The sequence below is a fragment of the Aeromonas sp. R2-3 genome (assembly GCF_040908375.1).
Classification (GTDB): Bacteria; Pseudomonadota; Gammaproteobacteria; order Enterobacterales; family Aeromonadaceae; genus Aeromonas; species Aeromonas veronii.
This window is the reverse complement of record NZ_JBFODP010000031.1, coordinates 195170-208406: the sequence shown is the minus strand read 5'-3', so window position 1 is coordinate 208406 and position 13237 is coordinate 195170. Positions and strand designations below refer to the sequence as shown.

Genomic DNA, 13237 nt, shown 5'->3' with positions numbered 1-13237 from the left:
CGTTGCCCGCCTTTCACCCTCGAAATCAGCACACAAGTCAGGAAGCCCTCTTGCTCATCAGGCAGGAGCGGACGGGTGTGTATATCCGTATGGTCGTGCAGGGACGATATGACCAGCGTTTGTTATGGGTGGTATGTTGCGAATGAATCGCATCTTTTTGATGTTGGCGCTGTTGCCCCTGCTGGTGTGTGCCAGTGAGGTGGACAGAGTGCGTGAAGCCTGGGTGATCAAGGCCCGGGCGGGAGAGCTGGATGCGGCAGTGCACGGGCTGGATGCTTTCTATCGACAAAGTGGTGATGGCAAGGTGCTCGATGACCTGATTGCCGTGCAGCTGTGGCGGGGTGATCGCAAGGGGGCGCTGGCCGCCTGTGAGCCGTGCGAGCTCAGCCCCATCAGCAACAGTACGCTGGAAGGGGTGGCCCGTGCCGCCCGCGACGAGAAGCGCTACTCCGAAGCGATCAGCTATTACCGCATCCTGCAGGGACGCGATCCGGCCAACCGCAATGGCTGGCTCGGGTTGTTTCTCACTGCCAGTGATCAGGGCAACCGCGAGCTGGCCCGCCACGCTGCGGGTGAATATGAGGCCAACTTTGGCCGCGATCAGGCGATCCTCGAAGCCCGCATCTATGCAGCCCGTCAGGGTGAGGATCCCATGGGCGAGCTGCTGGCCCGCCAGCAGTGGCTGGAGCTGGAGCCAGATAACCACGAACAGGTGCTGGCACTCTATCGTGTAGCCGTGAGCCTGGGGGCGGGGCCTGCGGCAGCGGACCTGATGGGCCGTTACCCCAAGCTGTTCAAACCGGTCGACCGGCTTTGGCTCGACTACTACCAGGCGGTCAATCTGCTGCGGATCTCGGCCCAGACCGAGGATCCGGTGCTGGCCCGCCGCTCCCTGACCCGCACTCTTGCGCTGCAAGAACGGATCCTGGCCCGCGCGCCCCACGATCATGTGCTCTATATCAGTGCCCGCCGAGATGTAGTGGTGACGCTGGTAGCCCTCGGCGAGTTTGCCCGAGCCGAACGGGAGTCCGCTACGCTGCAGGCCGAGGGGCCATTGCCTGACTATGTGCTGGAGGCGCGCGCCGATGCACTGGCCGGGCTGGGGCGGGTGGATGAGGCCTCCGTGATTTACCAGCAACTGGCGACCCCTGCACGGGCCAAAGACAAGCGCCTGCTGGAGAAGCGCTTCTACGCCTATTCGGATGGCGAGCGCTATGGTGCGGCACAGGGTCTGCTGGCTGGTTGGCAGGAGCCACCGACTCGCTGGGATTTCACCGGCAACATGCGGATGGCCAACGACGACTACGAGAAGGTGTTGCAGCTTAAAACGTTGCTGCAGGCCTGGCGTGGTGAGGCGGGCACGGCAGAGCGGCAGCTGGAAGGATGGCTGAAAACCGCGCCTGCCAATCCCTGGCTCTGGCTGCAACTGGGGGATATCCGCCGCTGGCGGGGTCATCCCGATGAAGCCGAGCAGGCCTATCAGCAGGCTGTGCGCTGGCTGCCTGCAGGACGCACCGTGCTGGCCGAGCCCGGCCGCCTCAATGCCCGGCTCGACAAGGGCGACTGGCAGGGCACGCCGCAGGCTGTGCGCACCCTCGGCAACCTGACCCGGGATCGTCAGGAGTTACAGCAGCGGCTGACTCTGGAGCAGGCGCCGCAATTTGTCACTGACCTGACCCATGGCCGCAACGAAGGGGGCTCGGTGCAGGCCAGTCGTGACTGGAGCTACGACAGCCGCCTCTACAGCGCTCGCACTGATGGCGGCGATCGGCTGTTTGTCCGCCGTCAGGGCAGCTTTGGCGAGTTCGACCAGCAGCCCGAGCGCGCCGCCTATACCGGGCTGGGGGCCGAGATCTTTTTCTACCCGCTGCAACTGACGCTGGAGGGGGGCGTGGGCAGCGAGCTCAACCACAAAGGCTATCTGTGGAGTCGCCTCGACTGGCGGTTGAATGATCACTGGACGTTGGGCACGGCCATCAACCTCAACAGTGCCGACACCCCGCTGCGGGCATTGGCGCGCGGCAACTACGCCGATCAATACCAGCTCGATCTGGGCTGGCGTCAGGATGAGACCCGCGAGGGGGCACTGCGACTGGAGCAGATGGATATCAGCGATGGCAACCGGCGGCTGACGGCCTCCGGCTGGCTGCGTCAGGATCTCTGGCGCCGGGATCGCTGGTGGTTCGATACCACCTTGCGTGGTGCCACCTCCCGCAACGAGGCGGTGGAGGTCGACTACTTCAATCCCCTGCAGGATCGCAATCTGGAGCTGGAGCTGGCGGGGCGCTATCGGCTGCCGCTGGATGGGCGCCGCTCTTTGCTACAGAGCCTGACCATGAGTGGTAACCACTACTGGCAGCAGGGCTATGGCAGCGATCAGGGGTGGCAGCTCAGCTATCGCCATGACTGGATCCTCTCTCCCGCTCTCAGCCTGGGCTATGGCTTGGGCCGCCGTCAGGCCATCTATGACGGTAACCCCGAGTTCGGAAATTTCATCTTCGCCAATCTGCAATGGAGTTTCATGTGATGAAACGCTGGCTTGCTCCTTTCGTTTTGCTGCTTGCACTGCTGCCTTCGCTGACGCAGGCGGCCCGGCAACCCGATGACTACGTGGTGCTCTGCTACCACGATATCGTTGATCTGAAATTGACCCCCAACCTCAAGCTCTATCCCCAGACCATCCGGCGCGACACCCTGATCCGCCACTTCAACTGGATCAAACAGCAGGGCTATCACCCGGTCAGCTTCCAGCAGATCCTGGATGCCAAAGCGGGCAAGGCACCGCTGCCGGAGAAGGCGATCCTGCTCAGCTTCGATGACGGCTACGAGAGCTTCTACCGGCTGGTCTATCCGCTGCTCAAGCTCTACAACTATCCGGCGGTCTTTGCGCTGGTGGGCAGCTGGCTGGATGTGGCCAATGACAAGATGGTCCCCTACGGCAATGACAAACTGCCGCGCAGCTACTTCGTCGGCTGGCCGCAGATCCGCGAGATGCAGGACTCCGGACTGGTGGAGCTGGCTTCCCACACTTTCACCTCCCACTACGGGCTGCTCGCCAATCCGCAGGGCAACGTGCAGCCGGCGGTCACCACCGCAGGCTGGAGCCAGAATGGCTACGAGAGCATGGCCGACTATCGGGCCCGTATAAAAGCGGACTTCGACGCATCGGCCAGCCAGCTCAGGGAGCAGACCGGTCGGGCACCACGGATCCTGGTCTGGCCCTACGGCGCCTTCAACCAGACGGCGCTGGAGCTGGCCAGTGCGGCGGGGATGCCCTACACCTTCACCCTAGCGGAAGGGCTCAACAAGCTGAGTGACTCGGGCAGCACGGTGCGCCGCTATCTGCTGGAGGAGGACACCAGCCTCGAAACTCTGGACGAGATCATGGGGGGCAATACCTGGGAGCGGCAGGTGGAGCGCTTGGTGCACGTGGATCTGGACTATGTCTACGACAAGGATCCGCAGCAGATGAACAAGAACATCGACATGCTGCTGGATCGGATCAAGGGTTACGGCATCACCACCGTCTATCTGCAGGCCTATGCCGATGACAACGGCGACGGGGTGGCGGAGGCGCTCTATTTCCCCAACCGTCATATGCCGGTCAAGGCGGATCTCTTCAACCGGGTGTCCTGGCAGCTCAAGACCCGTGCCGGGGTCAAGGTGTTCGCCTGGATGCCGGTGATGGCCTACGACATGGGGCCGAACCACGCCTATGTCACCGACAGTCGTACCGGCGCCCCCGCCAGGGGGCAGTATCTACGCCTTTCGCCCTGGGATCCTGCCAGCCGTCAGCTGCTGCTGGATATCTATGAGGATCTCGGTTTTTACACCAAGTTCGATGGCCTGCTGTTCCATGACGATGCGTTCCTCAGCGACTACGAGGGGCCGATGTCGCTGGCTCGCACCCCGAATGCGCTGCAGGCGCAGGGGGAGCAGAAGACCGATTTGCTGATCGACTTCACCATGGCGCTGCGCGATGCCGCCGCCCGCTACCGCCAAGGGGGCGCCGACGGTCTCAAGACTGCCCGCAACATCTATGCGGCGTTGGTGACAGAGCCGCAATCCCAGCAGTGGTTTGCCCAGAGCATGGCGGCGTTTGCCAAGGCCTATGACTACACCGCCGTGATGGCGATGCCCTATATGGAGCAGGCAGAAAACCCCGATGAGTGGCTGGCCAGGCTGGCGGAGGATTCACTGGCACAGGTGCCGGCCAATCGGCTGGTGTTCGAACTGCAGAGCCGCAACTGGCGCACCGACCAGCCTATCCCCGATGCCGAGCTGGTGCGCTGGATGCAGATCATCCAGCGCAAGGGGGTGACCAACTTTGGCTACTACCCGGATGATTTTCACAACAACCAGCCGGATCCGGCCGTGCTCAAGCCGGTCTTCTCGGTGCAGACCCAGCCTCAGCCGACCCAGCTGCCGGTGACACCGGTCGCAGTCAGTGCCGCTAAAGCCACCCAAGGGGAGGCGATGCGGTGAAGGATCTTCTGGAAGGGATAGCCATCTTTACGTTGGCCTATCCCAGTCTGATGGCCATGGTGTGGGTTTGTGGTGGTCTCTATTACTACTTCCAGTGGGAGCGAAGGGATATCGCGCTGGCCAAGCGGGGGCTGGAGCTCCCCTATTACCCCAGAGTGACCTTGATGGTGCCCTGCTACAACGAGGGGGCCAACGTCGAGGAGACCATCGGCCACCTGCTGCGCCAGCGCTATCCCGATTTCGAGGTGCTGGCCATCAACGACGGCAGCAAGGATGACACAGGCGCGAGGCTGGATCGGCTGGCGCAGCAGGATCCGCGCCTGACCGTGCTCCACCAGCACAATCAGGGCAAGGCGATGGCGCTCAACAACGGGCTGGCGGTGGCCAGCGGGGAGATCCTGGTCGGCATCGACGGGGATGCGGTGCTCGACTATGACGCGGTGCGCTGGATGGTGAAGCACTTCATCGAGAGCCCGAGGGTCGGGGCGGTCACCGGCAACCCGCGGGTGCGCACCCGCTCCACCATCATCGGCAAGATCCAGACCGGCGAGTTCAGCTCCATCATCGGCCTCATCAAGCGGGCCCAGCGGATCTACGGTACCGTCTTCACCGTCTCCGGGGTGGTGGTGGCCTTTCGCAAGTTGGCGGTCGAGGCGGTTGGCGGCTGGAGCAATGACATGGTGACCGAGGATATCGACATCAGCTGGAAGCTGCAGCTGGCCGGCTGGCTCATCCACTATCAGCCCCAGGCGCTCTGCTGGGTGCTGATGCCGGAGACGGTACGCGGTCTCTACAAGCAGCGGCTGCGCTGGGCGCAGGGGGGCGCCGAGGTGTTTCTGCGCTACGGGTTGCAGGCGATGCGGTGGCGCAACCGCCGCTTCTGGTTGCTGCTGCTGGAGTATCTCTCCAGCGTGGCCTGGTGCTACAGCATGTTGCTGCTGGCACTGATCTGGCTGATTGAGCCTGACGTGAGCGGACTGGCGGTGGGTCATCTGTTCCAGTGGACCGGGGTGATGATGACCGCGATTTGTCTGGTGCAGTTCGGGGTCAGCATCTTTATCGACAACCACTACGACAAGAGCATGGCCCGCAGCTTTATCTGGTGCGTCTGGTATCCGCTCATCTACTGGCTGCTCAATCTGGTGACCGTGGTGGTGGCGGTGCCCAAGGCGATCCTGCGTCGTCGTGGCCAGCTGGCGGTGTGGGAGAGTCCTGACAGGGGGGAGTCGTTCCGTGACAAAACATAAGCTGGCGAAGGAGATGATCATCAGCAACGGTACCCGGCGCAGCTGGAAGTATCGGCTGCGGGATCTGCTGATCCTGCTGGTGACCTGGGTCGGCTGGATTTTTCTGGCCCTGCAACCCTGGCTCAACTATCTGGAGGCGGAGGAGGATGAGAGCTTTATCGGCTCGCTGGATGCCATCGAAGTGGGACAACTGTTTCTGGCCCTGCTGTTCGGCATCTTCCTGCTGATCCACTCCTGGGCAAAATACAACAGGCTGCTGCACCGCTTGGTGGGCAAGCGAACGGCCTCAAAAGCGCCGTAATCATGAGGGGCCGGTCGGCCCCTCACTTTTTATCACCGGTCACGGGCTGCGAAGCGGGCGGGGTACCCGGAGCGTTTTTTTCGGGCCGGTTTGCCATAGCGATGTCGCCGACACTCCCAAAACCAGTCGTTTTGCCCCTAATTTTTCATTCATCAATGACTTTATTTCCGCAATATTCACAGATGGCGTGGCGTTCAAAGCGGTCCATGTTGGCCAGAAAGGGGCCGGCGGCCCAGCCGGTAATGAAGTCTTTGATAAATGCAGTGCGTTTTTGCTCTGGTTTCACCTCTTTTCCATAGGATTTGTCGACCAGCACTACGACATGGTTAGTCTCGCGCTGACAACTCGGGCAGACGCGTTGTTCGGTGGATGAAAGCAAGGGGATCTCCTTGTCCGGAAGAGTGGGCAGCAGGTTTTCCGCCGCAGATATGTAACGTCCCCATTTGATTCCTTTTGCAGGTGGGTCGTCAATCACAGCGGAGGTTGATTGTGCGCCATCTCCTATGAAGAGAGGCAAGCCAACAAGCGAGATCGCGAGGGGCCACTTGGCCCTCTTTTGTTTCCGTTTGTCACACATTGCCACACAAGCTTCCCCCTCTGGCAAAGTCTTGTGACCGGACGGGTGTGCAATGGTGCCATCAGCAGGGAGATGAGGCCCTGCCGCGATGGAACCAGGGAGCATGTTATGACGAACAAATGGATGTGGTGGCTGTTGCCGCTGCTGGCGGTCGGGGTCTGGTGGCTCGGTTATGCGGGGGATGCCAACGGGGTGTGGCCCTGGCGCCATGAGATGTTGTTACTGACCGGCCTGCTGGGGATGGCCTATATGGCCATTTCGCTGCTGCTGGCCTTGCGTCTGCCGCAGTTGGAGGTGTGGTGTGGCGGTCTGGACCGGATGTTGCGATTGCACCGCCAGACGGCCATCGGCGGCGCAATGGCGCTGACCGCCCACTGGCTGCTGGTGGAGGCGCCCAAGTGGGCGGTCTCGGCGGGTTGGCTGAGCCGTCCCGTTCGGCGTGGGGCCAGCGGTGCTGGGGCTGGCACAGGCAATGGCATCTCGCTCCATGCCCTTGGCAATACCCTTGGTGAGTGGAGCTTCTATCTGCTGATCGCGCTGGTGGTGGTGAGCTTGCTGGCGCTGGTGAGTTATGGCCGTTTTCGGCTGATCCACCGGCTGGCGCCGATCATCTATCTGGCGGGGTGGGGACACGGGCTCTGCCTGTTGCCTCAGATTGGAGCCATCACTCCCGTGGGGGTATCGATTTGGTTGATCGGTGGGCTGGGAGCTATCGGGGCCCTCTACTCTCTGTTGGGACAAGTGGGGGCACGGGATCGCCATCCGGGCCGGGTCATTGCGGTGCGGACGCTGGCGGATCAGACCTGCGAGCTGACCATGCAGTTGGGGCGGCCGCTCGCCCATTACCGCCCGGGTCAGTTTGCCTTTTTCGAATTTGACGCCAAGGAGGGGCCGCACCCCTTTACTCTGGTGCGGGTGTCGGCGGATCGGCGCCAGCTGGTGATCGCGGTGCGGGCGCTTGGGGATCATACCCGTCAGCTGGTGGCAGAGGCGCGCGTCGGGGATGGAGTGGTGGTGACCGGCCCCTATGGCGCCTTTGTCGCCCCGCAGAGGGGAGGCCGAGCCCTCTGGCTGGGGGCCGGGATCGGTATCACGCCGTTTGTTGCCTGGCTGGAGGGGCTGGCTGCCCGTGGAGAGCGCTGCGAGGGGATCACCCTGATCCAGTGCGCGCCGGATCTGGCGGGCGCCGTCTACCACCAGCGGTTGGTCGAGCTCTGTCATCGCACCGGTGTGCGTTATCAGCTGCATCTGGACAAGACAGCCGGGCGGCTGGATCTGGCCCGCATCGCGCAGGATGCGCCCGAGCAAGTGTGGTTTTGCGGGCCGGAGGGGATGGCAGATGCCCTGACCCGGCTGTTGCCGGACGGGCATCTGCATCGCGAGCTGTTTCGCTTTCGTTGAGCTCGACGGGCGCCGTTATTTGGTGCTGGCTGGCAACTGCTTGAGGGCGGCTTGTACTGCCGCCTCCAGTTGCGGATCGCGCCCGGCAACCATGTCGGCGGGAGTGAGGGGCACCTGTAGATCCGGGATCAGCTCCTGATTCTCGTAGAAGGTGCCGTCCGGTTTGCGCAGCCCCAAGGTCGGAATGCCGTAGGAGAGTCCCGGGATCAGCCGGGAGTCGTGGCTGTAGACCATGGTGCCGGTGCCGGGCACCGGATCGCCGACGATGGGGCCGACCTTGAGGGCACGGTAGTACTCGGGGAAGGCGGAGCCTTCCGAGTAGCTGCCAGCGTTCACCAGCACCACCGAAGGCTTGGTCCACTGGCGAGTGGCGGCGTCGGTTTCCCCCTTGCCCTGACGGGGCCAGCTGCTGGCCATCCCCTTGGTGCTGCCGCTGCCGGTCAGAAACTCCACCAGGGTATTGGCGAGATAGCCGCCGCTGTTAAAGCGGACATCGACGATCAGCGCATCGCGATTGCGCTGTCTGCCGAGGGCATCCGCCACCACCGCATCGTAGACCTCGCTATTCATCGCCGGCAGATAGACGTAGCCGACACGTCCTCCGCTCAGTCTGGCCACCAGCTCCCGCCGTTTCTCAATCCAGCGATCCTGTTGCAACTGGTACTCTTGCTGCTTGTCGATGGCGGTGAGCACCACCTCATCAGTTTGCTTGTTGCCCTCCTGCTGGAAGGTGAGGGCGAGCCGGGCGCCAGCCTGATGGTTGAGGGCCCGATCCAGCTCGGCCAGATTGGCAATCGGGACGCCGTTGATGGCGAGCAGGCGGGCGCCCGGGGCGATATCGCTCTCCTGATCCAGCGGGCCGCCAGAGAGCAGGGCGGTGAGCATCACCCCTTGCTCGCCATCCTGCCAGTAGCCGCCCAGGCTGGCGGTCTCGTCCGCCATGCGCGGGAAGGGGGCGGGGCCGCTGCCCCAGGTGTGGGAGACATTGAGCTCGCCAGCCAGCTCCGCCAGCAGGTTGCCAAAGTCCCGCGGGTTGCCGATGCCCGGCAGCAGGCGGCGGTAAGCGGCGACATAGCTATCCCAGTTCACCCCGTTCATGTCGTCCAGATAGAACTCGTCCCGGGTGAGCCGGGCGATCTGATCGAAGGCGGCGGTCATGCGTGCCTGCCAGCGGCTGGTGGGCTGCAAGGCGAAGGGGGCGCTGGTGGCTTCGCCAGAGTCGAGGTGGATCCGGGTTATCTCCCCATCCCGCACCAGGGTAGCCAAGGTGCCCTGCTGGTTGAGGCTTGCCAGCGCTGGGCCGGGCTGCTCGCCAAACAGTTCGCTGGTTTTGCCCTTGCGCAGATCCTGGCTGTAGCCCTTGATCTCGCTCTCGCTGTTGACCCCCATCTCCTCCACCAGATAGATCACTTGGTCGCCGATGATGCGGCTGGCGAGCAGGGTACCGGTGGGTTGCAGCAGCAGCGCTTCTCGATGGTTGAGACGATCGATCTCAAAGCCGTATCCCCCTTTCGGCGGCTCCAGCTCGGCAATGGCATCGGCTCTGGCGGCGCGGCTGCTGTAAATGCCGAGCAGGTTGGTGACGAGGGGCTCGCCATCGGGCCCCAGTGCACCAAACCGGGTCGATTGCCAGTAGAGGATGGCGCCATCCTGACTCCAGCCCGGTTGCCCATCCTGATAGCCGTTGAGGCTGACATTGACCGGTTTGGCCTTGGGATTGGCCGTATCGATCACCGCGATCTCCTGCTCTGCCGCATCGGGGCGGAAGGTGAGCGCCAGATGGCGTGAGTCGGGGGCAAAGGCGAGATGTACCTCGTGGCGCGACGGGTTGAAGCTGGCAGGCACCAGCTCCCGCTGCTTGTTGCTCGCCAGATCCAGCAGGTGGATGGCCTGGCCATCCACCACGAATGCGAGCTGTTTGCCATCGGGGGAGAGCACCGGACGGCTGATCCCCTTGTCGGGAATCGCCAGCAGCAGACTCTCGGTCAGAGTGCCGGGATCGCTGAACAGCAGATCAGGGTCCCCCTTGCGCAGGCGATAGAGGGCGGCGTGCCCCTGCTGCTCCGACAGATAGATGAGGGCGCGGCCCTGCTCGGCGAAGAGGGGGCTGGATTGCTCGCTTGGATCTCGGGTCAGCTGACGCACCCGCTCCCGCTCGGGGTCAACGGCAAACAGGTTGCCTTCGCTCACCAGGATCAGCTCGTCCGCCTCTTCGCTGACAAGCGTTTCGTCTGCCAGGGTCAGGGCCTCGCTCGCCTCATCCGGCGCGCTCGCCACTTGCGGGGTGAGGGTCAGCTTGCGTGGCTCGCTGCTACCGGCATCGAGGCGATAGAGCTCGCCCAGCCATGACCAGACCAGATCGCCATTGCGAGAGGCGCTGAGCCCCCGCACCGGATGGCCCTGATAGTGGGTCAGCTGTTGCTCCTTGCCGCTGGCGAGATCCCGGCGCCAGACGTTGAAATCACCGCTGCGCTCGCTCAGGTAAAATAGGCTGTCCCCTTTGTCGCTCCAGACCGGATCGGTGGCCGCCACCCGATCTTCGGTCAGCTGCTTGTGCTGCTTGCCATCAAACAACCAGAGACGGGGCACCGCGAACGAGTGCTGATGCTTGCGAAAGGGTTGATCCGCCGCGGGCATCTGATAGGCGAGCAGCTCCCCATGGGGACGGGCCAGGGTCGCAGGCAGCGGCAGATCGGCCTGCAAGGTGCCGCCGGTGATCGGGGTCCAGTAGAGCTCGCCCCATTGGTAGCCTTCCGCGACAAAATGGTCGGCATCGGGCGTGCCCAGGCGCTGGCTGCTCAGCAACAGCCGTTTGCCATCGGCGCTGAAGGCTTGCGGCAGGTCGGTGCGTGAATCGCGAGTGAGGCGCACCATCTCGCCGCCGTTGGCGGGTACCACGAACACATCTTCGTTGCCGTAGAGATTGGCGGCAAAGGCGAGCTGTTTGCCATCCGGCGACCAGATTGGCCGCTGGCTCAGGTAGTCGCTGCCGGTGAGCGCTGTAGCGGGGCCACCCTCGGCACTGGCGACAAAAATGCGCCCCTGCCAGGTGAAAGCAAGCTGTTTGCCATCGGGGGAGAGGGCGGGCTCGCGTAGCCAGAGCGCATCGGCGGCGACACTGGCGGGCAGCCAGAGCAGGAGTGGCGAGAACAGCAGGGTGGCGAGGCGGTACGAAGAGCGCATGGCATGATCCTGTCGGGGAGTGGAGTGTTATCTTCGCCGATCATTGTCCCGGGTGCCAGCGCGATAATTTTTGGTATCTTGTTGTTTTAACTGTTAATTACCAATGCCAAATGACGGCGTTCAAGGAAGATGGCCTGGCTGCGGCAAGATATGTTTTGCCGGGCATATTGAGTATTGATGGCGATCCAATATCATGGCGCTCGCTCGCCGCTCGGCGGGCATCGTTCAGATGATCTGGTAACAAGAAAAGCCCGCACCAGAGGCTTGTCGAGGGATGGAATGAGAGCCGTATTACTGTGTTTGTTGGGGCTTTGGCCCGCATTGAGTTTTGCCTTGACCGAAAAAGCCGATTTGGTGGTGGTCAAGAAGTCGACCTATAGCCTGACCCTGATGAAGGATGGCAAGGAACTGAAGCGCTACTGGATTGCTCTGGGCCCGGCGCCCAAGGGGCACAAGCAGCAGGAAGGGGATCAGCGTACGCCGGAAGGGCGCTACACCCTCGACTACAAGAAGACCAATTCCGGCTACTACAAAGCCATCCATATCAACTATCCGAACCTGGATGACATCAAGCGCGCCAATGAGCTGGGTGTTCGTCCGGGTGGCATGATCATGATCCACGGCCAGCGCAACAGTATTGGCAACCGCAGGGTTCAGCCCTCCAACTGGACCAACGGCTGCATCGCCATGCTCAACCACGAGCTGGATGAGGTGTGGGACGCGATTGATCCGGGTACGCCCATCGTCATCGAGCCCTGATCCCCTTGTGCACGCCCGCGACTCCGCGGGCGTTTTATTTCCCGCCAGTGATGACGTGACAGCGCTTGCTGTCCCGTGCTAGTTTTTTCGGCTCGCTTTGGCTGTGACAAGGAAGATCACATGATGTCAGTAACGAGCGTGCCCGAGCGAACGGGGATGCTCTGGTGGCGTGCCACACTGGATATGCTCCCGCTATCCATTTCGGTGATCCCCTGGGGGATCCTGTGTGGCGCTTTGGCGTTGCAGGCAGGGCTGAGTCCGCTTCAGGCTCAGCTGATGTCGTTGCTGGTCTACGCCGGAGCCGCCCAGCTCTCGGCCACGACCCTGTTCGGGGCGGGCACGCCCCTGCTGCCCATCATGGGCTCCACCATGGTGATCACTTCCCAGCATCTACTATACGGCTTCACCTTCCGCCGTGACGTATTGCCGCTCTCCCTGCGCTGGCGGGCCAGCCTTGCTTTTTTCCTGACAGATGAGATGTTCGCTGTGGCGCTGAAAGACCGGGAGCGCAGCGGCCACTTTGATCCGGCCTACGCGCTCATCGCGGGATTCGTCTTCTATCTGTTCTGGAATCTGGCGACCCTGCTCGGCATCGCGGCCGGCCAGTACATCGATGGACTGGACAACATGGGGCTGGATTTTGCCATCGCGGCTACCTTCATCGCCATGACCATTCCCGCCATGAAAAACTTGCCCATGGTGGCGGCAACTCTGGTGAGCGGCGGCACAGCGTTGCTTACCAAGCCGCTGCTGGCGGAGATCCACATCATCGTCTCGGCTCTGGCTGGCATGGTGGTGGGCTATGTGCTGCACCGGATGAGGAGGTAGCGTGAGCTGGCTGATGATTGGCCTGCTGGCCCTGATCACCTTTTTCAACCGCTTCGCTTTCTTTTCTCGGTTGACCCGATATCAGCCGGGTGCCGAGATGGGGGCGTTTCTCGGCTTCTCGGCCCAGTCGGTGCTGACTGCAATCTGGTTGCCCATCGTCTTTAGCTACGAGCCGGGGATAGGTCTTGACTGGGATCCTGACTACCTGACCGCCACCCTGTGGGTGATGCTCTTGACCCTGTTGCGGCTGCCGACTCTGGTTGTGGTGGTGGGTGGAATGGGGGGCTTCTTCCTGCTGCGCTGGCTGGGAGGCATAGCCGAGCTCTTGCCTTGGTGAAGCGCGAGCCGTGATCTTGTGTAATGGATGTCATTATTCGACATCCGTCATGTCATGAATGTCACTTCAAAAAAAGCCTGCAAATGGTGAGGATATGGGCTCTATCCGTGAAGGAGTGT

General features: G+C 62.5%; 10 protein-coding genes. 8 read left to right on the top strand and 2 right to left on the bottom strand.

The window, feature by feature from the left end:
* Positions 1 to 142 precede the first annotated feature (142 nt).
* Genes pgaA through AB5Z02_RS17255 form a run of 4 tightly spaced genes read left to right on the top strand, consistent with a single transcriptional unit; the run spans position 143 to position 6033 of the window.
* Entirely contained in the window at positions 143 to 2527 is a 2385-nt protein-coding gene (gene pgaA / locus AB5Z02_RS17270) for a poly-beta-1,6 N-acetyl-D-glucosamine export porin PgaA (RefSeq protein WP_368216537.1), read from the top strand.
* Positions 2527 to 4485 carry a poly-beta-1,6-N-acetyl-D-glucosamine N-deacetylase PgaB gene (pgaB, locus tag AB5Z02_RS17265; protein ID WP_368216536.1) on the top strand — a complete coding sequence of 653 codons (1959 nt, stop codon included), beginning with the start codon at positions 2527 to 2529 and terminating at the stop codon, positions 4483 to 4485. Before pgaA ends, pgaB begins: the two co-directional genes overlap by 1 nt.
* Complete coding sequence (pgaC, locus tag AB5Z02_RS17260; protein ID WP_100654609.1) at positions 4482 to 5732, top strand: poly-beta-1,6-N-acetyl-D-glucosamine synthase; 1251 nt, start codon at positions 4482 to 4484, stop codon at positions 5730 to 5732. The genes pgaB and pgaC overlap by 4 nt, the downstream gene beginning before the upstream one ends.
* Positions 5719 to 6033, top strand: coding sequence for a hypothetical protein (locus AB5Z02_RS17255; protein ID WP_128834913.1), 315 nt, complete (start codon positions 5719 to 5721; stop codon positions 6031 to 6033). Before pgaC ends, AB5Z02_RS17255 begins: the two co-directional genes overlap by 14 nt.
* Positions 6034 to 6178: 145 nt before the next feature.
* On the opposite strand, the gene AB5Z02_RS17250 is transcribed toward AB5Z02_RS17255, so the two are convergent.
* Positions 6179 to 6616, bottom strand: a complete 438-nt coding sequence (locus AB5Z02_RS17250; RefSeq protein WP_368216535.1) for a hypothetical protein — start codon at positions 6614 to 6616, stop codon at positions 6179 to 6181.
* Positions 6617 to 6718: 102 nt separating this feature from the next.
* Here AB5Z02_RS17250 and AB5Z02_RS17245 point away from each other — a divergent pair, with 102 nt between their 5' ends.
* A complete protein-coding gene (locus tag AB5Z02_RS17245) occupies positions 6719 to 8011 on the top strand; it encodes a ferric reductase-like transmembrane domain-containing protein (protein ID WP_368216534.1) in 1293 nt (430 codons plus the stop codon).
* Between the two features lie 15 nt (positions 8012 to 8026).
* On the opposite strand, the gene AB5Z02_RS17240 is transcribed toward AB5Z02_RS17245, so the two are convergent.
* Positions 8027 to 11194: a S41 family peptidase gene (locus AB5Z02_RS17240; RefSeq protein WP_368216533.1), complete on the bottom strand. Its 3168-nt coding sequence runs from the start codon at positions 11192 to 11194 to the stop codon at positions 8027 to 8029.
* Positions 11195 to 11473: 279 nt separating this feature from the next.
* On the opposite strand from AB5Z02_RS17240, the gene AB5Z02_RS17235 reads away from it, so the two are divergent.
* From AB5Z02_RS17235 to AB5Z02_RS17225, 3 genes are all read left to right on the top strand, one after another.
* Positions 11474 to 11953 (top strand): murein L,D-transpeptidase family protein, encoded by a 480-nt coding sequence (locus AB5Z02_RS17235; protein ID WP_005340284.1) that lies wholly within the window; start codon positions 11474 to 11476, stop codon positions 11951 to 11953.
* Between the two features lie 120 nt (positions 11954 to 12073).
* On the top strand, positions 12074 to 12781 hold the full coding sequence (locus AB5Z02_RS17230) for an AzlC family ABC transporter permease (RefSeq protein WP_368216532.1): 708 nt from the start codon (positions 12074 to 12076) through the stop codon (positions 12779 to 12781).
* A 1-nt stretch (position 12782) separates the two neighbouring features.
* Entirely contained in the window at positions 12783 to 13118 is a 336-nt protein-coding gene (locus AB5Z02_RS17225; RefSeq protein WP_005340292.1) for an AzlD domain-containing protein, read from the top strand.
* The last annotated feature ends 119 nt before the right edge of the window (positions 13119 to 13237 follow it).